This window comes from Fictibacillus enclensis (assembly GCF_001457035.1).
GTDB classification, from domain to species: domain Bacteria; phylum Bacillota; class Bacilli; order Bacillales; family Fictibacillaceae; genus Fictibacillus_C; species Fictibacillus_C enclensis.
The window spans coordinates 123,150-143,029 of sequence record NZ_KQ758621.1; the positions used below are offsets into that span (position 1 = coordinate 123,150).

The 19,880-nt window shown below is 43.0% G+C and carries 22 protein-coding genes; 2 read left to right on the forward strand and 20 right to left on the reverse strand.

The features are described from left to right. Positions 1-18: 18 nt before the first annotated feature. From AS030_RS20650 to AS030_RS20710, 13 genes are all read right to left on the reverse strand, one after another. Entirely contained in the window at positions 19-882 is an 864-nt protein-coding gene (locus tag AS030_RS20650) for a carbohydrate ABC transporter permease (RefSeq protein ID WP_420889665.1), read from the reverse strand. Positions 883-901: 19 nt separating this feature from the next. Beyond that, on the reverse strand, positions 902-1,729 hold the full coding sequence (locus AS030_RS20655; protein ID WP_061975400.1) for a carbohydrate ABC transporter permease: 828 nt from the start codon (positions 1,727-1,729) through the stop codon (positions 902-904). A 117-nt stretch (positions 1,730-1,846) separates the two neighbouring features. Beyond that, on the reverse strand, positions 1,847-3,130 hold the full coding sequence (locus tag AS030_RS20660; protein ID WP_061975267.1) for an ABC transporter substrate-binding protein: 1,284 nt from the start codon (positions 3,128-3,130) through the stop codon (positions 1,847-1,849). A gap of 32 nt (positions 3,131-3,162) precedes the next feature. Next, entirely contained in the window at positions 3,163-4,152 is a 990-nt protein-coding gene (locus AS030_RS20665; RefSeq protein WP_061975269.1) for an SIS domain-containing protein, read from the reverse strand. A gap of 210 nt (positions 4,153-4,362) precedes the next feature. Then, positions 4,363-5,607, reverse strand: a complete 1,245-nt coding sequence (locus AS030_RS20670; protein WP_162264568.1) for an ATP-binding protein — start codon at positions 5,605-5,607, stop codon at positions 4,363-4,365. Between the two features lie 188 nt (positions 5,608-5,795). Further along, positions 5,796-6,503 carry a GDSL-type esterase/lipase family protein gene (locus AS030_RS20675; RefSeq protein ID WP_061975273.1) on the reverse strand — a complete coding sequence of 236 codons (708 nt, stop codon included), beginning with the start codon at positions 6,501-6,503 and terminating at the stop codon, positions 5,796-5,798. A gap of 211 nt (positions 6,504-6,714) precedes the next feature. Beyond that, a complete protein-coding gene (locus AS030_RS20680; RefSeq protein WP_061975275.1) occupies positions 6,715-7,809 on the reverse strand; it encodes a Gfo/Idh/MocA family protein in 1,095 nt (364 codons plus the stop codon). A gap of 63 nt (positions 7,810-7,872) precedes the next feature. Next, positions 7,873-8,622 (reverse strand): ThuA domain-containing protein, encoded by a 750-nt coding sequence (locus AS030_RS20685; protein ID WP_061975277.1) that lies wholly within the window; start codon positions 8,620-8,622, stop codon positions 7,873-7,875. Positions 8,623-9,046: 424 nt separating this feature from the next. Continuing rightward, positions 9,047-10,255, reverse strand: coding sequence for an MFS transporter (locus tag AS030_RS20690; protein WP_061975280.1), 1,209 nt, complete (start codon positions 10,253-10,255; stop codon positions 9,047-9,049). A gap of 20 nt (positions 10,256-10,275) precedes the next feature. Continuing rightward, complete coding sequence (locus AS030_RS20695; protein WP_061975282.1) at positions 10,276-10,845, reverse strand: TetR/AcrR family transcriptional regulator; 570 nt, start codon at positions 10,843-10,845, stop codon at positions 10,276-10,278. 137 nt (positions 10,846-10,982) lie between these two features. Continuing rightward, positions 10,983-12,047 (reverse strand): Ger(x)C family spore germination protein, encoded by a 1,065-nt coding sequence (locus tag AS030_RS20700; protein ID WP_061975284.1) that lies wholly within the window; start codon positions 12,045-12,047, stop codon positions 10,983-10,985. Beyond that, positions 12,048-13,169: a GerAB/ArcD/ProY family transporter gene (locus tag AS030_RS20705; protein ID WP_061975286.1), complete on the reverse strand. Its 1,122-nt coding sequence runs from the start codon at positions 13,167-13,169 to the stop codon at positions 12,048-12,050. It abuts the gene before it with no gap. Next, the gene (locus AS030_RS20710; RefSeq protein ID WP_061975288.1) at positions 13,166-14,662 is read right to left on the reverse strand and encodes a spore germination protein; all 1,497 of its coding nucleotides are present in this window, start codon (positions 14,660-14,662) and stop codon (positions 13,166-13,168) included. Before AS030_RS20710 ends, AS030_RS20705 begins: the two co-directional genes overlap by 4 nt. Before the next feature lie 170 nt (positions 14,663-14,832). On the opposite strand from AS030_RS20710, the gene AS030_RS20715 reads away from it, so the two are divergent. Then, positions 14,833-15,927, forward strand: coding sequence for an L-dopachrome tautomerase-related protein (locus AS030_RS20715; RefSeq protein WP_061975290.1), 1,095 nt, complete (start codon positions 14,833-14,835; stop codon positions 15,925-15,927). Between the two features lie 360 nt (positions 15,928-16,287). Here the strand turns inward: AS030_RS20715 and AS030_RS20720 are convergent, their stop codons facing one another. From AS030_RS20720 to AS030_RS20740, 5 genes are read right to left on the reverse strand one after another with little or no spacing between them, the layout of a single operon-like run. After that, positions 16,288-16,587, reverse strand: a complete 300-nt coding sequence (locus AS030_RS20720) for a spore coat protein (RefSeq protein WP_061975292.1) — start codon at positions 16,585-16,587, stop codon at positions 16,288-16,290. Next, positions 16,584-16,799 carry a hypothetical protein gene (locus tag AS030_RS20725; protein WP_061975294.1) on the reverse strand — a complete coding sequence of 72 codons (216 nt, stop codon included), beginning with the start codon at positions 16,797-16,799 and terminating at the stop codon, positions 16,584-16,586. Before AS030_RS20725 ends, AS030_RS20720 begins: the two co-directional genes overlap by 4 nt. 15 nt (positions 16,800-16,814) lie before the next feature. Next, a complete protein-coding gene (locus AS030_RS20730; RefSeq protein ID WP_061975296.1) occupies positions 16,815-17,951 on the reverse strand; it encodes a zinc-dependent alcohol dehydrogenase in 1,137 nt (378 codons plus the stop codon). 18 nt (positions 17,952-17,969) lie between these two features. Next, positions 17,970-18,338, reverse strand: a complete 369-nt coding sequence (locus AS030_RS20735; RefSeq protein WP_061975298.1) for a spore coat protein — start codon at positions 18,336-18,338, stop codon at positions 17,970-17,972. Next, positions 18,335-18,604, reverse strand: coding sequence for a hypothetical protein (locus AS030_RS20740; protein WP_061975300.1), 270 nt, complete (start codon positions 18,602-18,604; stop codon positions 18,335-18,337). Before AS030_RS20740 ends, AS030_RS20735 begins: the two co-directional genes overlap by 4 nt. A 269-nt stretch (positions 18,605-18,873) precedes the next feature. On the opposite strand from AS030_RS20740, the gene AS030_RS23235 reads away from it, so the two are divergent. Next, entirely contained in the window at positions 18,874-19,437 is a 564-nt protein-coding gene (locus AS030_RS23235; RefSeq protein WP_074440630.1) for a helix-turn-helix domain-containing protein, read from the forward strand. 52 nt (positions 19,438-19,489) lie between these two features. Here the strand turns inward: AS030_RS23235 and AS030_RS24630 are convergent, their stop codons facing one another. Together AS030_RS24630 and AS030_RS20750 are read right to left on the reverse strand one after the other, a co-directional pair. Continuing rightward, on the reverse strand, positions 19,490-19,621 hold the full coding sequence (locus AS030_RS24630; RefSeq protein WP_276203876.1) for a hypothetical protein: 132 nt from the start codon (positions 19,619-19,621) through the stop codon (positions 19,490-19,492). Positions 19,622-19,648: 27 nt separating this feature from the next. Beyond that, a complete protein-coding gene (locus AS030_RS20750) occupies positions 19,649-19,867 on the reverse strand; it encodes a heavy-metal-associated domain-containing protein (RefSeq protein ID WP_061975302.1) in 219 nt (72 codons plus the stop codon). Positions 19,868-19,880: the final 13 nt, after the last annotated feature.

The following is a 19,880-nucleotide window of genomic DNA, read 5'->3' on the forward strand; positions in this document are numbered from 1 at the left end:
TTGTATTCCAACCCTTTCTTATCCTTTTACACTGCCTGCAGCCAAGCCGCGAATGAAATATTTTTGCATAAATAAAAATAAGAGAATAATAGGCGCTGCAGAAATCATCAAACCTGCCAGAAGAACTCCCCAGTTAGTTTGCAGCGCATCCCTGAATTGCATCAATCCGGCAGGTATGGTTTTCAGCGATTCTGAATCGACAAAAATGAGCGCGAACATAAACTCGTTCCATGTAAAATACGCCGTAAGAATAATCCCGGTTAAAAGGATGGGATAATTCAGCGGTAAAAATATCTTGGTGAACACGGCCCATGAACTGCATCCATCAAGGACAGCAGATTCTTCAATTTCCTTTGGCACATCCAGGAAAGCGGCACGGATGAGCAAAATGGTGATGGGGATCCGGTAAGCGACATAGGGAAGAATCAGCGCCAAATACGTATCATGGATGCCCAAAGCCTGAATCAGCTTATATAAAGGAACAAGACTGACTTGCGGGGAGAGCATCATTCCTCCCATGCAAAGAATAAGAAGCGCATTTTTTCCTTTGAAGGAAAACCGTGTTAACCCGTAAGCCCCCAGTGCACTGATGAACACTGTCCCTAAACAGGTGCTGACAGTAACGACTAAGCTATTCACGAAATATCCTGAAATTCCTGTCTCCCAAGCGTGGGAATAGTTGGAAAACAGCCATTTCTCCGGCATGGCCCAGCTGTTGGAGAAAATTTCGTCCGTGGTTTTAAAGGAATTAATAATCATCCAGAACAGCGGGTACGCCACCACGATAAAATAGACCACTAAAATGAAATAAAGTGGGACAGCTCCTTTGATTTTCGCCTTCTTCCGTCTTCTTTTGACCGGTACATTGTAGGTGTAATCAATCGTTGCTTTGGTTTCCAAATCAATCATCCTTCCCTGTTCGGAATAGCTTCTTTTGAACCAAGGACAAAAGTAATGTGAGAATGAGAATAACGGTGGCAATGGCGGATGCATAGCCCATCTGATCTTTGGCGAAAGCTGAGCTGTATAGAAGAGTACCAAGCACCTCACTGGCGTTGCCGGGACCGCCTCCCGTTAAAATATACGGTTCATTAAAAACCGTAAAAGCGCCTGTCAGCGTAATAAGCGAAGCCACAAAAAACATCTCTTTCACCTGTGGAACCGTGACGGAAATGAACCTGCGGATTTTACCGGCTCCATCCATTTCTGCTGCTTCATAAATTTCCCTAGGAATCGCCTGAATGGCAACGATAAATAACATCATGATGTAACCGATACTCTGCCATTGGGACACGGCAATCACAGCGAAAATCGCTGTTTCCGAATCACCCAGCCATTCCCTTGCCCAGGAGTCCAGTCCCAATCCGTGCAGAAAGCTGTTCAGGATTCCCATGTTCGGCTCATAGACAAAGGTAAAAAGCAATGCGATGACCGTAACCGAGATAACCACCGGCAAAAAGAAAACCGTCCGAAAAAAACTGCTGATGAACCGGGTAATGGGATCCTCGAGAATAGCGGCCAAAATCAGTCCGCCAAACACCTGGCAGATAATCGAGATGACGGCATACCAGACGTTATTTTTTAATGCGGTATAAAATACCGGATCATGAAAGAGGTTGATGAAATTGGTAAACCCGACAAATGCCTTGTCCGGGGAGAAAGCCGAAAAATCATAAAAACTAAATCTGAAGTTTTCCACGATTGGATAATATACAAAAAGCCCCATCATCACTATACAAGGTGCAAGATACAGATACGGGACGAGTTTTCTGATCGGCAATGGATTCACCTCTTCTTTTTTTAAAAGAAGGTGGTTAACGTGCAACCACCTTCTCTTCATCGTTTTCTATTTTTTCTGTAATCCATTGGCGGCTTTCTGGACATCCGCCATGACTTCTTTTGGTGTTTTCTTTCCATTGAGCATCAGCTGTGATCCTTTTAAATACGCATCAACAATTTTGATATCCACTGCAGTATCGAACCAGAGATAGGTTTTGTCGGCATTTACAATCAGATTAATGGCATCCTGCTGAAGCTTGGAAGCATTCGTTTCATTGGTTGTTCCTTTAACAGCGCTGTATTCACTGACCTTTGTCAGCTGTTCCGTACCCTTCTTTTTGGACGTGAGGAATTTAATGAACTCCATCGCTTCTTTTGGATGCTTGGTTTTGGAAGAAATCATGATTCCTTCTGGAGCAGCGGTGATCGAGTTCGGATTTCCTTTTCCGCCTTCAATTTCCGGCGTGTTGAACACCCCAAGATTTTTCTTCAGGCTTGGCTCAATCATTCCAATCTCGGCCAACTGGAAATAGCCGATCGCTGCTTTTCCACTGTTAAACAATTGGCGTGCATACTCGTGGTCCACCGAGTTAACACCCTTATTAAAGTACGGTTCGAGCTCTTTAAACTTTTCCAGGGCTTTCACATATCCCGGATTTGTAAATTCACCATCCGTATTTTTGAGGTTATAGTCTTTTTCGATGACATCTTCCGGTACCATCTGGGCATTCAATGAGCCGATGTAGTGAGAGATTGTCCAAGGTGCCTTGCTGCCAAAAGCGATCGGTGTAATGCCCTTTTTCTCAATGTCTTTCAAAACAGAGATCAATTCATCCCAGGTAGCCGGCGCCTTTAAACCAAGATCTTTGAAAATCTTTTTGTTGTAAAAAAAGGCTTTGCCGTCCGTTGACCAGGGAATTCCGTAAATTTTCCCATCCAGGGTAAAGGGCTTAAACTGAGAAGAAATGATTTGATCTGACCACTTTTTATCATCGTTTACATACTTGGTTAAATCATAGGCTTGTCCGGCACGGGCGAAATTGTAGGCAAATTCGCCGCTCCAGGAAAAGTACACGTCAGGAGGATTATCCGAGCCAAGAAGCACCCGGATTTTGTCTTTGTAGGAATCATTCAAAACGGCTTCGGTTTGGATTTTGATGTTCGGATGGGACTTTTCAAACTCTTTCACCGCATCTTCGAAGTATTGCTTTTTTGGCTCTGTCGGCCAACGATGGAAAAAACGGAGTACAACGGTGTCATCATTGCTTCCTGATGACGAACTGGAGGTACAACCCGCCATGAATGAAAGAATCATGGCGGTGATCATACCTAAAAGTAGCAGTCGTTTCATTTCCTTTCCTCCCCCTGTAAAAGCTCGATAGTTTAATATTCAACCTTCCACATGTATCTTCTCGTTGATAGTGGATGATTGCGCTCTTCAGCCAGTCGATCCGCATAAGTTCTCAACACATAGTTTAGGACTAATGGAGCAATGTAACCTTTCACTTCCTCACGTACACCTGTGAAATCAAAATCAGCGGCATCAAGGACAATCAGTTTTTTGCCATAACGCTTGGAAAATTCCAGCGCGCGTTCTTCAAGATGTCTCGTTTCATCCAGACCAAGGAGGATAATGAACGACGTTTCCTGGTCAATGATTTCAAACGGCCCATGGAAATACTCACCCGCATGGATGGCGTGGGAATGTATCCATTGCATTTCCATCAGGATGCAGATTGCAAACGAGTAAGCCACTCCATAGTTGGCGCCACTGGCCATCGTGTAAATAATGTTTTCGTTTTTGTACATTTGGCCAAAATCCTCTGCATTTCCCTTGTATAGCTCTGCTGCTTTTTCGTGTACCTGCTGGAGATTTTCAAGGCTTTCTTCGATCAGTGCAAACTTATCATTGTTTTCAATTGTTTTTAATACACCAAAAACAAGCTGATAAAGAACGGAGTAGTTCGTTGTGAAGGCATTTGCTTCTTCTCCCCACTCATACTTGAGGACAACATCAGAGGCTTGAGCCAACGGAGAACCTTCCACATTCGTCAAGGAAACGGCCAGCGCTCCTTTTGATCGGGCAAATTTCGCAGATTCTACAGTTTCTGGCGTGTTACCCGAGTGGGAGCAAAGAATGACCAGGGAGTTTTCACCCAATTTATTGTGATTACGGTGGATAAATTCATTAGAGCTGTATAAGTGGGCGTCGATTTTTTTCGCCTCACGGTCAATCACATATTTGCTTGGATACATGAGGGCGGATGATCCTCCGCATGCGACAAAAAATACGTTTTCGATTGTTTTTTTCTTAACTTCCTCAAGGGCTGCCTGAACTTGTTTTTTTACGTCAACAACTAATTCTGTACTCATGAATATTGCCTCCAATTATTAAATTTTTCGGGTGCGCGCATACCCAAAACAATACACAACATTATAATACGTTATATATTGTTATATTATTAGGTATTAATTTACCATCGGTTTCATTCGAAGTCAATATTATTTTCTGAATATTTAGTCGACAATTTTCGAGTGATTTTTCCTTGAAAACATAAAAAAACGCCCGGCATTGGCCGAACGTCATGGTGTATATTCTTCTGATTTTTTCTTATAAGCTGGCAGATTGATCGTAAAGCATGTTCCTTTCGTTAACTCGCTGTTTATCAAAATTTGCCCACCCATCTGCTTTACGATTTGATGGCAAACGGTCAATCCCAATCCGGTTCCCTTTTCCTTTGTTGAATAATAGGGGCTGCCCAGCTTTTTGAGCTGGTCTTTAGTCATGCCTACTCCATTATCTTTGATTTGAATGGAGACAAAGCCATCGGCCGTTTTACTGCCCGATATCCCGATTTCACCATCACTTTTGATCGCTTCAATCGCATTTTTGATGATGTTGATGAATACTTGCTGAACTTCAAGCTTCAATCCTTCAATTTTGAGAGACGGCTCTACTTCCTGTGTGATCTGTATGCTGTTGAGAAGAGCATACGATTGCATCACGTCAATGGATTGCTGAATAAGGGATGTTAAATTAATAATCTCATATTGATCGGTTTGGGGCTTGGCAAGTGCCAGATATTGATTAATGATTTCCTGAGCACGGTCCAATTCCTCAATGGAGATGTTTATGTACAATTGCTGCTCCTTCGTTAACTCTTCTTTTTGCAATAACTGCATAAATCCCCGCACTGATGTCATAGGATTGCGGATTTCATGTGCAACAGAAGCCGCCAGCTGGCTCACCACATTCATTTTTTCCGCCCGGATCAACTCCTGTTTCATTTCAAGCTGCTCATTCATATTTTCAATTAAATAGACGATGGCAATCAAGGTGGCCAAAACAATAAGAGAAGAGCCAAACACGAAATAGGTTTGCCGGTAATCACCTTTCAATTCAAGAAAAATCCCTCTGGTAATCGGGATCGTCATATAAAACAAGCTGATGACCAGGACTTTTCCCTTTATCTGATAGCGGTGAAACATGCGGGTAATGCGGAGCAACAACAGACAATACACCGTATAATTCCCTACTAGGACGGGCAGCCTCTGGTCCGTAAAGAAGCCTGTGATAAGCAATGCCAAAAAAGCAGCAAACCCTACCTTTTTACCTCCATATAAAAAGGACAGGATAATAACAACTGCTTTAAAGTCATACTTATAGATTTCGGTATAAAGAACAGGCTGGCTCATTGTAAAAACTAATATCATGAGCATAAACAGAAAGAATTTCGAACGAATTTTTTTCCGTTTCTCTTCTCTCTCTTTGAAAAAGACTTGGTAAATAAGAATTGTAAAAAGAATGAATACCACATGCAAGCACATGCTTTGGATAGACTCCCACATACAGTTCCCTACTTCCTGGATTTACATGGCTTATTTGGTTTTCGACAAATTTAAAAATATCCCTGTAAACAAAACCAAATTCTAAGTGTTCATTCTAGAAACTGAGCCACAATAAAAGCCAGAAAGAGGAATTCCCTTTTCTGGCTCATTTTTGGTACAACTTTGTATTATATAGTAATACCCTGTTTTTCTAAATCCTCACGCAAAACTTCAGCCATTATATCATACCCCAGCACATGCGGGTGAAGACCATCGTCAGCAAGTTCCGGACGAAGCGTTTTGCCATCGGGCTCTGTCAGATGAGGATGGTAGTTTACATAAGGAATGTCTTCGTTTTGTACCAGCTCTTTCAACTGCTCATTGATTTTAAGAACAAGCTCATTGCGGATGCTGGTCTGCAAGTTCGTTTCAATATTTGTTGGAAGAAGCGAGCAAACTACCGGGATAATCCCGCCGTCCTTCGCCTTTCTGACCATCTCTGCAATGTCAGAAACTACCTCTGCAAGAAGTTGTGTCTGATCCTTTCGTTCCCCTCTTACTGGAGCATCAAGTGCCCATAGATTGTTGATACCGATTTTCATGACAGCATATTTCGGTTTGAGCTGAACGCAATCAGCATCAAAGCGCTTCAGCATGTAGGTGGTCGTGTCTCCCCCGATTCCCCGGTTCACGATTCGGTTTCCTTTTCCGCCAAAATACGTTTCTGTATCCCACATTTCCGTTATGGAATCTCCGATAAAAAGAAAATCAATGTGTGCCTGCCTGGCAATCAGCACTTCATTGTGGAAATCAAATACTGTTCGTCTGGAATCGGCGGCAATCACGCTGCCAAAAAAACCTGGGGATATGACTTTAGGGCGTTGCATTGTTTTCATAATTCATCTGGCCTCCAACGTTGAATTCAGTGTCTCTTTATACATTCGCCCTTGTATCTACCCATACCTTCATTTCTCCAACTCCCCCGGTTGGCCCAGGCGAAATACATGCGTGCTTCGGGATGAACAACGAGCGGATTGACTTTTCTATGAAAGTGCTTACAAAAGCTGATATGACATATTAGATAATGTTCACCTAAAAATAAGGAATCTACTTCGCTTGCAATTCCAAAGCCACAGGTTCCGGGCGATCACAGGTGCTTTGCATGATATAGTGTCTTCCGCTGTCTGAGGAATCATGGAATCCATGCATGGCTTCTAGAACATGATAAGCCAGTCTGCCATTTGCCCGGTATTTTCCGCCTTCAAGGATGGCTTTGGCCATATCGGCAACACCCAGTCCTCTGCTGTTTTGATCATTACCAAACGTTAGAGGTACCTCTTTAAATTCCATCTCGTCACGTTTTCTTATTTTTACGGGACCACCAAAAGTATTCGGGTCAGGCACAAGCAAAGTCCCTTCGCTGCCATAAATTTCGATTGGAGGAAGTGATGTACCGCCAATGGCATCAAAGCTGGTTGTCATATTTCCGATTACTCCCGATTCAAAGTCAATCACGCCTGAAATATGAGTCGGGGTGGACACTTTAATTTTCGTTCCTGCTTTTGGTTGGCTAAGCACTGTTCTTTCAGGGTAACTAATGCGAGTGGAACCAGAAATTCGTTTAATCGGTCCTAAAAGAGCTACCAGGGCCGTTAAGTAATACGGTCCCATATCAAACATCGGCCCCCCGCCAAGGTCATAATAAAATGCAGGGTCTGGATGCCAATGCTCGTGCCCGCGGGAAATCATGAAGGCAGATGCTCCAATTGGCACACCAATTTCACCTTGTTCGATTAATTGGACCGCCGTTTGTATGCCAGCTCCCAGGAAGGTGTCTGGTGCACTCCCAACAAGGAGATTATGTTTTTTGGCCGTTTCTAAAATTTGTCTTCCCTCTTCACGTGTAACAGCGAGTGGTTTTTCCGTAAACACATGCTTTCCCGCTTCAAGCGCCTGGATGCAAACAGCAGCATGGGCTTTCGGAAGGGTTAAATTAATAATCAACTCGATTTCCGGGTCAGAAAGCAGTTCTTCGACAGAGCATGACTTAGGGATATTAAACGTCTCTGCTTGTGCTTTTGCCCGCTCTAGATCCAGATCAGCACACCCAACCAACTCCAGGTGCTCAAATTTCGGACAATTTTGCATGTATATAGAACTAATGTAGCCACAGCCGATAATGCCGATTTTAAGTTTTTTCATTTTAGACCTCACTATTTATAAATTTTGTGAAAAGCTTTTATCCAATCCAGCAACGGCAAAGGATTATTGGCTATCTCCCATTCCTGTATAGATGCGGCCGTTTCCGTTACCTGATGTTCCCGAAGCTGATACTAACAGATCGTTAGCTCGTTTTTTGCCTTCAGCAGCCCAAAGAAAACCACGACGCATTATAAGAGTAACCTCTGGCATAGCCACAATATTTGCTTTATGGCCTAAAGAATTATAGAAAACATGTCCCTGACCCCAGCGTTTTGTCCAGACAACAGGCATGTCCACCGCTTTATTTGCAGCATGCGGTCCTTCAACAACCGGGAAGCGTGTCGTTGCTAATACTTCAACAGCCGGATCAACGTGGAGGTAATATTGTTCACTCACCACGTTAAAATCAGAGAGACCTTCCAAGAGAGGACTTGTGGAATGCTTAATGTTTACCATGTATTCCACTCCATCATTTCCAGGGTGCGCCACCCAATTCCCCCCTGTCATGAATTGCCAGTCTACATTGTTTCGGAAGGAGTCGCACATCCCGCCATGGCACCCAGCCAATCCGACACCATTCATGACCGCTTCAGAAATATTAAGAACATATTTCTTTTCAATCTCGCCCATTGTCCAGTGCGGAACAATCAAATCCAGTGATTTTAGTTTTTCTGCATCCGCATAAGAGTCAAGAGAATTTGAAACCTCTACATTGAAATTTTCTTCTTCAAGGATTCCTTTGAAAATTTGAGAAATCTGCTCCGGTTCATGACCATCCCAGCCGCCCCAAACAATTAACGCGTTTTTTTTCATGGTATAATCGCTCCCTTTTTTTCTTCTGACCCATGGTTTTTTTGATTCTAATAGAACTCTTTCAATACTCTTCTTCATATACAAAACATTTAGAATATTATATCACTTTATCTTAAGTTTGGATATCCAATAAACTAAGTTCTTTTGCCTTTCGCAGGGATAAGTAACCTTTAACTAGAAAATGTAACGTGGGGAGAAATCGATTAGAGGACGGATATTAGGAACTGAGAGCGTGATTGGGCGTTATACAAGGCAGAGAATTTGGGAGGATGAAGAATATTTAATCTCGACAAATGACATCTGGGTCAGTAAGAGCAGTGAGTTGCCTTGGGCTTTTTACTTGCGGTTCGACATGGAATAGTTGCATAACACGTCATTTTCAAAAAAAAGCACCCCGACTCATGCGGGGTGCTTCCGATCTAACTTATGAAACCTGCTTAACAGACGACATGGCCTCTGTCTGTCCAGGGCTTGTTTTGATAAACAGGGAGATCACGAATCCAGCGGCCATAAAAAGGCTCAGCCATTCAAAGGCGCTCTGATAGGAGACGCGGCTGATTAAATAGAGGGCGGCGGATGGTCCGGTGCTCGCGCCTAAAAACAAAATAAAGGCGTTGAAGGAAATGGCGCTTCCCTTTGCGGCTCCTGCCAATTGATTGATGAGCGTAATCGAAATGGGTGTAATCAACGCGATTCCGGCAACAAACAGGACAGTGGTCACTATAAGCATCGGCAGATTATGGCTGAAACCAAGTCCTGCCAGACCCGCAACACTTAACACCAAACTGCCGCGGAACATCAGGCCATTGCCCAGTTTTCCCGCGATCCTGCCGGCAAACGGTGAGAGCAGCATCCCAATAATACCGAAGGCCCGTACCCACAAGATCTGCTGGGCAGACAATCCCCATTCAGGAGAAGTCAGATAATTGCCCAGCACGGAATACATGCCAACCAGGGACAACAGGAGAGTAAATGTAATGATATAGATCATCATCAGCTGTCTGTTCCAGAACAACAGTTTTGTTTGTTTAAATTGAGCATACACGCTGCCCTTGGCTCGCGGAAGATCATCCTTTGGCAAAAAGAAAATGACAAGCAGACTTGATACCAGGTAAACAGCGCCCAAAATGGTAAAAATGGCGTGCCATCCAAACGCATGGTTGACGGCCCCGCTGAACACTTGCCCCACCACGCTTGCCATCAAAAGACCGGAGCTGATAAAGCCGACTGCTGTCAGACGCTTTTCAGGCGGAAACATCTCTGCGGCATAAACAAAAGAGATGGGAGCAAAGGCGGCAGCAATCAGACCTTCAAATGCCCGGAACATCACTAATCCTGAAAAATGATCAATAAATCCAATGATAAAAGAAACAATCGCTAACGCACTAATGCTGCTGGCAAGAAAAATTTTACGGCCATACTTATCGGAAAATGGTCCGTACAGCAGGCAACCGATCGCATAGCATAATGAAAATGAACTTCCAATCCAGGCTGCCTGATTGGCTGTAACATGAAAAGTGTCCGTGAACACGGTGGTGAGCGGGATGGTCACATACATGCTCGAGATGATAACCAATCCGCTCCACAGTAAAATAAGGGTCATGATGGAATATTTATTATTATTATTTTTCACTAAAGGTCTCCTTTACTTGCTTACTTTCCACTGCATGCCGGTAAAATACCAGCAATCACATGGTCCACCAGCTCAGAAATAAAGCGTTCATCTGGTGTTTGTTTATAAATGAGAATGCGAAAATAGATCGGACCAAAGAGCATATCGAGCAGGATATCGATATTAACTTCCGCTTCAATCCCTTCTCTTTCCATGGCCTGGCGCAAAAAGGCAGCTGAATCATTTCTGCGCAGACTCAGGTACGAAGTATAAAACGCATCAGAAATTCCCTTGTCCTCCACAATGATGGCCAGCATCGACCGGCCGAGTGTCGTACTGAACACATCGGCCAGGTTTTTTAACTGTTCCACAAAATTGTTCTTGATCGAATCATTGAGATCGAATGGAAACGCAGACTCTGTCACCATTAAAAAAGCATCCAGTACAAGATGCGACTTCGTTGGCCACCATCGGTAAATGGTCGCTTTTCCCACACCGGCTTCAGCTGCAATCCCCTCAATCGTCAAACACAAATAACCTGTACCGTTTAATACGCTGATGGTCGCTTCTAAAATCTTTTCTTTATTTCTCGGCTGTTTGGTTTGAATCATTAGTTACAACCTCCAAAACCTTCTTAAACGAAACGATACGTATCGTTTCACTTTTGCTATTATACTCGCGTTGTTCATCATAAAGCAACTCTTTCGTTCCAAACAAAAAAAAGCTGGCAAACACCAGCTCCTTTTAATTACAAACTTAGCGGTTCAATTTTCACCGAGTATTTCACATGAACCTTCATTTTTTCATAATGGTCCAGCCATTCCCTTCTTGTCATTGGATGAACCAAGGGAGAGAGCGTATGGGCTCCCACTTCCAGCGGTTCTATCTTTAACCTTTGTGTTTCCTTAACAAGCCCCGCGGTTTCCCGTTGTAAATAAGACTCGATATCGTGGGTCATCCTATTCATTTCACTTCTATCGAGTATGTTTCGGTGTCCTCGGTATTCATCGATTCTTCCCTTTAGCTTAACATGAATGTTTAACGTTTTGAATTGATCATCGACCTGCATATGAACCTTGGAGCGTACCTGGCCCAAGGAAACATTTAGATGTGGGATGGGAAGATTCTTTAAATAGTGGTCATTGGCGATGAGCTGAAACATTTGGTCTTCCCTTTTATTAAATAAACCCACATACTTATTTTCATTAAATAACGCAGTTCCTTCATACGTAAAATTATCTTTGTCTGCCTTAAATATCGGAAGCACTGGATCGGAATAAGGAGAGTAGACCTTTTCCATAAATTCATGCAGATTGACGATGCTCATTTCCCCTTGATTTCTTCTTTCATAATGCCGGAACATCCGGTAAAGGTAATAATCCAGGTTCTTCTGCACTTTCCTTTCCTCTTCTAAAAAATCTTCAAAGCTCCCTCTTACCAGTACAAGAAAAAGGCGCGGAGATACATCAGGATCTGAGAGGATCGTATCAATTAACGAGATGATTTCTTTTTTTGCCAGTTTTTCATTAATGATCAGCATGCGAAGTTGGCCATTCTTTAATTCCCGATAAAACTTCAGGTTGAATTCTTTTTTCCCCTGCTTTAATAAATCCACATTCAATGTAAACAGCCTTTTTTTCTCATCAGTAACCGGAGGAACGAGGGTCGTTATTTTAAATTTGCCTCCTTCCCCTTGATTCAGGGACCAAAACGTGACCGGAGCAATCTCCTCAACCGTATTGTTTTCAACATAAGGTGATGAACAGCCTGAAAAAACAAGGAGGATACAAAGGATGGACAAAAGAGTCTTCATCTAAGACTGCCCCCTCTTCCATTTAATAGCAACGGCAAGTACAGAAGGAACCAAAAGGTAGGTTATTGCCCCCAGCCATAGCTGCAGTGTTACCCATAGATTTAATTCCTCTCCTTCCCTCCAGTACCAACCATTAATGATCAGCATACAGATAAAAACTGCAGCTACACTTCCTAAAAAGCCCTTGCGATTCGTCTTGATGTTTATTCTCCCTGCCACGATTCTTATTGCTCCATACAAACATAATAAAAAAAGGGCAATCAAATAGAGAAAATAAATCATGTTTAGGGAAATTAATATAAGATCCACCCTTTCGAAAACAGGGGACTGCAGATAGCGGATCATGTTCACAACCGGGAAACTAATCTTCTGCAAATATGGTGAACCATAATAGAGAAGACACGCCACAAACAGAACAAGGTATTCAAAGACTGAGAGTGCATTGCCTATACTCATTCCCCTTAAAATCTTTTCCTTAGGGCCGATCCATGGGCCCAGGCAAACTATATATTCAGGTCCGGAGAGGGCAGACCAAACCATCAGCAGTCCGTACCATGAATGAAGTGAAACCTCCCCCGGCACCAACGGATACAAATGATGAGTTTGGGAAATGGGCGGCAAGAAATATGGAATATAGACAAGAATCACCCAGATCGTGGCCAAAAAACTGATGATGGACAAACGAATCGTTTTCTCCATCCCTTGAGAAGCAATATAAAACCCGGATGCCATCAAGACGAAAATAAGCCAGCTCGTCTTCATCGAGGGAAACATAAATTGGTGGACAATTTCGACATACCCCAAAGTGGTCACGATCACTTTAATTAAAATGAAAAAAATCCCCAGAAATGCAAAGAATCGGACCATCTTTTCGCTAAATAATTGGACAAAGCCGCGATAACCCAGAACAAAATAATTCGATGTTAAATATTTGCCCAGAATCAAAAGGTTGATCTGCGAAAGCACACCCACTCCAAGGATCCCTGCCATCATATAAGGATGGACCAAATGTTTGGGCAAAATTAATACGTAGTACAGCATTTGCATCCGGTTCACCATGGCAAAGATATAACCGCTTCCCATAACAGCCGTTCTATCAAACAAGCGAAATCTGCTGCTCATTCGCTCCCCTCCCCTTTAGAGACCCGCCATTTTTTCACCGTCTTCAAATATTCCGGCCGCAGCTTTGCCCATGGCAATGGTGCGCGAACAAAAAGATCTTTCCAATCTCTCCAGTAAAGCGGAGAAACCGGTGCAAAAAATGGCTGTTTTAAGGAAGAAAGACCATTCAGATGAGCGAGCAGGAGTATCAATCCAAAGGCAATTCCCAGGATCCCATAAAATGATGCAAGAATAAGAATCAAAAATTGAAGGACGGTAGTTGCTTTTGTGACTAAATAATTCGGTACTAAAAAGCATGCAATCGCCGAGATACCCACAAGAACAATCAACACCTTGCTGGCAAATCCCGCTTCAACAGCAGCTTGTCCGATGACAATACCGCCAATAACTCCAATGGTCTGACTCGTTTTTGTCGGCATCCGTAAACTCGCTTCTTTAATAATTTCAATGATAATCAACATGATCAGTGATTCCCAAAATGGGGTGAACGGCAGTTTGGACCGTGATTCCATGAGTACATACAGAATCTGGAGTGGAATCATCTGATAATGATAAGTGGTTAATGCCACATAAAGAGGAATCAAAGTGATGGCTATAAAAAAACTTAAATAACGAAGGGTGCGTAAAAAACTGGCAATCACCCAGCGGTGAACATAATCTTCTGGAGATTGAAACAGATGAAAAAAAGTAATGGGGGCGATGAGTGCAAAAGGTGTATCATTTAGCAAAATAACGATCTTGCCAAGCCCCAGTGAATAGGCGCACGAGTCCGGACGATCCGTCTGCATAAACTGTGGAAACAAACTGTGCGTATGATCATCCATAAAAGCGGAAAGATTGGAGGCCTCCAAAATCAAGTCAAAGTTCACTTTCGAAATATTTTCCCGTGCAATTTCTACGATATCGGGATTCGCAATTCCTTCAATATACAGCATCTGAACCTGTGTTTTGGTATTCGAACCTGCCTGGAACTTTTCTGCTTTTAGCTCAGTAACGGGCAGACGCCGCCGAATCATGAACACATTCTGCTCAATCCTTTCCGTAAAGCTGTCTTTGGGCCCGTACATTATCGTCTCAGTTTCCGAATTTTCGATCGCACGGCTGAGCGTATTCTCCAGTTGTACCGCCCACCATTCATTATTCTCATGATCATGGATGAGAACAGCACCAAACAGCATGTGTTCTTTGGCTTCTTCTATTGAATGGATTCTTAGAACGCTGCAGGTGGATATACATTGAATAAACGCCTGATCCCCACTCTGAAGAAGAGGCTGAATAATAGCCTCGTTCAGCCTCTCCTTGTCGATCAGAGTTTGTATGTATACAAGCGAAAAAGAAGCCCCGTTGTTTGTTTGCCGCTGCACGATTTTAGCATCATCCATTTTCGCAGTTGCCTGTTTTAATAAATCGAGCGTCACAGCTTCATGCGTAATCCTGTTCATCTCTTCATTTTTTTTCTGATTGGCTGCTGTCCTTTTCTTTTTACGGAACATCAATACCTACCACCTAACCGAATACCTTGATAGTTTCTGCATTTATTATGTACAGGTGAATAGATTTTAACCAAAGAAAAAAGCAAGTGCTCCGCTCATGTGCTTTGCCATGCACAAAAAAAACTGCGGGTCATATATAGGTATATCGGTTCAAATCGATGAGGGAGATGATGAAATTTATGCTGCCTATGGAAAAATATTTCGGTAAGTTTGAACTCGTTTATTCATTTTATGGGGCTATGCCTACAGGCGTTACCGTGTCAGAAACCGGGCGTATTTTCGTTTGCTTTCCGAAATGGGGAGATGATGTGAAATTTACGGTGGCTGAAATTGCGGGTGATCAATTACAGCCTTATCCAAATTTGGAAACAAATTTGGCCAACCCGGCAAACGTTGCGATGTCATTTATCAGTGTCCAAAGTGTAGTGGCTGATGGGAGGGGAACACTTTGGGTATTGGATACAGCAGCACCCAATTTTTCTGAACCGATTAAAGGGGGAGCAAAACTGGTCGCTGTTGATTTAAAAACAAATACAATCAGAAATGTGTATACCTTTACAGAAGAAGTCATCCTGCCAACCACATATTTGAATGATGTTCGCTTTGATTTTCGCGTAGGAAAAGCCGGTTATGCCTATATCACAGATTCATCCTCCAAAGGTCCAGGAGCGATCATTGTTGTGGATTTAGATACCGGAAACGCATTCAGACGGTTAAGTGGCACCCCACCTACATCACCCGATCCCTATTTCTTGCCAAAAGTAGAAGGTAAAATACTGATGAACCGCAATAAAGACGGCTCCATTTCTCCCTTTCGACTGGCGTCTGACGGTATCGCGATTTCTGTGGATGGAAAGACATTATTTTTTTGTCCATTAACCAGCCGTCATCTGTTCTCCATTTCAACAGAAGCCCTGAGAGACAGAACGATACCGGAGAAGGACTTACTTTCCCGGGTGGAGTATTTGGGGGAAAAAGGGGCATCTGACGGAATGATTACCGGGGCAAAAGGAAACGTCTATGCAGGGGATTATGAAAACAACAGCATACGAAAGATCATGCCGAGCGGAAACATGAAAACCATTGCACATGACCCGAGGCTTTTATGGCCGGATACGTTTTCGATTGGACCGGATCAATACTTATATGTGATTGTGAACCAATTACACCGGCAGGCCAGGTTTCATTATGGAAGGGACCTGCGGGAAAAGCCGTATAGTTTGCTTCGCATAAACATAGATGAATTGCCTGCTCCTGCATTCTGACAATAAATGGCTGTCCAAGAAGTCTGGAAGTCGTTGATTTTCGTTCCAGGCCGCTCGCTTTTACCGGCGTAAACGCCTACTTACGCAGGGCGGGCGGTGAGCCTTACCGGCGTGAACGCCTACCTTTTGGCGCAAGCACCTTCGGTACCGGTGCTAGCACCTCCTTAGTCTCACCTGTCCCGCTAGTCCTGCAGGACAAGGAACACTCCGGCAGCGATTCATCGCACGAAGAAAATGCGGTTTTCATTTTCGAGGAGTCTCGCACCTTCCACTACAATCAACTTTTCCACGAAGTTTTTTCTCACAAAAAGGGTGCCTGAAGGTCATTTTTTGACTTTTCAGACAGCCCCTTTACATCATCTATAGTGTTGGCAAATCCAAAGCGGTATTCATATTTGTCAAATTCAATTGGATCTGCTCGTTCGTATCCCAAGCATGATACCATCCTTTTTCCGCCATATAACCGGAAATTTGTTCATGCATCTCTATGGCTTCCTCCAAATGCCGGGTTAACATTTCTTTGATTTCAGGTGTTCCGGCTTCCGTGGCAGCCATCGCGTAATTTCTGACACCGCTTTTTGCCGCAATCAATAAATCCATCGCAACAACCTGGTCGGAAATGGCATCCATTCCTGTTAAGTTTTCAATGATTGAATTCAATTTAACTCAGCTCCTAACGATTGCTTTGCATTGGATAAAACAGAGGTATATTCGTTCAACTGACTGGTGGAAAGATCAATGTCTTGCTGCATTATTTCTTTTAGCCTTGGGTCACTAACCAGTGCTTTCATCGTTTTGGACTTGGTTAAACAATTTGTTTTAAAAGCGGCCATTTCTTGAACCTCAAGTACTTCGTGCAGAGCATAGTTCATTTTCAATCCTCCTTCCTAAGGCTTCAGGACGACTTTTATGCAATCATCCGTTTTGGTATCAAAAATTTCATAGCCGCGCTTCGCTTCACTGAGCGGAAGGACATGGCTGACCACATCTCCCGGATCGATCTTTCCTGTAGAAACGAGTTCAAACATATAAGGCATATAGTGAATAACAGGTGCTTGTCCGGAGCGGATATTGACATTGCGGTTCATAATATCTCCAAATGGGAAACCGTTGTATTTCCCCGCATAAACGCCGGTCACCTGGATATTGCCGCCTTTTCGGACAGCCTGAGTCGCCATGATAAATGCACCTAATGCACCACTGTGAAGTTTTAACCCACTGGCAAGAAACTCCATATCTGTCATTTTTCCATCCATACCAACCGCATCAATGACTACATCCGCACCGCCCTTGGTGATTTCCTTTAGGTATTCTCCACAATTTTTATGATCCTCAAAGTTAACGATTTCAACCTTGTTCGTCCGTTTCGCATGCTGCAGGCGATAATTGACATAATCAACGGCAATCACGCGCTTCGCCCCTTTTAGCCAGCAAAACTTTTGTGCAAAAAGCCCCACCGGACCACATCCCAAAACGATAACGGTATCCCCGTCCTTTACGCCCGCATTATCGACACTCCAAAAACCAGTGGTCATCGCATCCGCAATAACCGCTAACTTTTCATCAGGTTCCTCGCAGGTCTCCGGGATTTTAAAATGAGTAAAGTTGGCAAAAGGAACTCTCAAATATTCCGCTTGCCCGCCTGGGTAACCGCCAGTTGTTCCGGAATAGCCGAAATAGGCTCCCATATCTCCATTATCATTTGAATTGTCGCATTGGCTTTCCAAATTGTCCTTACAGAAACGGCATTCACCGCATGCGATGTTAAATGGAATGATGACGCGGTCTCCCTTTTTTACATTAGTCACTTCAGGGCCAACCTCTTCAACGATTCCCATCGGTTCATGTCCAATGACATAGTTCTCTTGCAGGTTAGGGATCATGCCATGAATTAAATGCAGATCAGAACCGCATATTGCTGTACTGGTTACTTTGATGATCATGTCATCCGGTTTTTCAATCTTAGGGTCTGGCACTTCTTTCACAACAACATTTTTTATCCCTTGATACGTTACCGCCTTCATACTATATAACCTCCAGTGTCAATGTTCATCAGGTGTCCGATCGAACAAGCCCTTTCGATTGGTCTCAACAGGAAACAGGTTCATTTTGCCAATTTTCATCGTATTGTTGGCCGATAGCTGGTCCAATTGGTACTGTTCCGTTAATTCGTAAGGATGGAACCATTTTTTCTTGATCATCAATTCAGATATTTCCTGATGCATCGCTATGCCCTGCATCAATTGTTTTCTTAATGTGGCACGGACATCAGGTGATGCGGATTCGGTTAATGCTACAGCTATGTTGCGAACACCTTCTTTGGCACGAAGAAGAAAGTCCATGGCAAAGGTAGTGTCTGCCATCTCAGGCATATGCAGCGAGTTTATCGGGTCCAAATAATCATTATTCAATGGATGGTACCTTCCTTTCCATCAATGATGGGAGTGGGGCGATTTTGAGGAACAGGAGCTTGAAAAGGCGCTCGTTCATAGAGGGACTGCAATTCAGTAAGATCCTGCGATGATTGTTGAACATCTTTTTTCATTAAATTCCTCAAATCGTCATCAAAAACCAGTCCTTGCATTAATTTTGACTTGGCGATACAAAGCGTTTTAAAGTTAATGGCCTCATGTAAGTCCAAAGACTCGTGGGCAGCTAATACTTTCTGTTGATCCATTTTGTTTCCCCTCCTTTTTTCGTAATACAATGGTATTGTTCCAAACATAGGATGAAGTATGCTTTACAATAATTCCTACAAAGACCAATCAATTACAAGAATAGAGTAAACCCAAACTGAAAAACCGCTTTATCATCTGAAACATAGAGATAAGTGATTTTTCCTTTTTTGACCAAAATTTATTATGAATTGACATTATTGGTATTGATTTGATTTCATCCAGGTTTATAATCATAGAAAAAAGAGATGAAAAGTTTCAGGTGGTTACAATGAGAAAATGGTTATTACAATTACGACAGCAAAAAAACATGTCTCAGGGAAAAGTGGCATCCGCTGCTTTTATCGACAGGAGCTATTACTCCCAAATTGAATGGGGAAAAAGGGTCCCGAGCCAGGAGGTCGCCAGAAGAATAGCCGAAGTACTAAACTTTGATACGGCACGGTTTTACTCGAACTATTTTAATGAACCTTTTAATGAAGTCCTATCCTGCTCACCTGTATCCATTGCCCACTGCGATTTGCAGCTCCGGTACACATGGGCCTTTAATCCTCCGTCTGATTACGATGCGCCCAATTTTCTTCTGGGAAAGAGAGATGATGAATTAATCGATCATGCAGGCTCCAAAGAATTTATGGCATTGAAGTATAAAATCATTAAAACGGACCAGCCCCAGCGCAAGCTTATTCATTATGACATGTCCGATGGCATTCATATGTATGACATTTTTGGAAAACCAATATATTCAATGGAGGGAAAATTGACGGGCGCCAGTTTTGTTGGCACAGATCTTACTGCTATAAAGCAACAACTCCTTCAGAATAGAACCGATTAGAGGAAAAAGGAAAAACAGGTGACCCTTATTCCGGTTCACCTGTTTTTCCTTTTTAAACATGATCTAATCCATCGAACTTGCGGTCATTTTGGCAGCTTTCACAGAGATGAAGAATTTTCGGGGAATCGCCTGCTTCGTGGTTTTCGAGCGGCTCTTCCAATCCGCAGATTTCACATTTTTTCATGCGTTTGTTCTCCTTTTTTCATCTGAATCATTGTAGACCATTCTCCACAACATAGCCTCTCTCATGGATGGCCTGAAGAAAATCCTCATAGGACGCCATACTTGGGTCGAAGCTGATGCTTGCTTCTCCCCGGCTGATGTTGACATCAACCTGCCCAATACCCCATACATGCTGAAGTGCATTTGAAATGGTATCGGCATCCTGCTCATTTTCAAGCCCTTTAATTTTGATGATTTTTGCTTCCAATGCGGGTTTCATC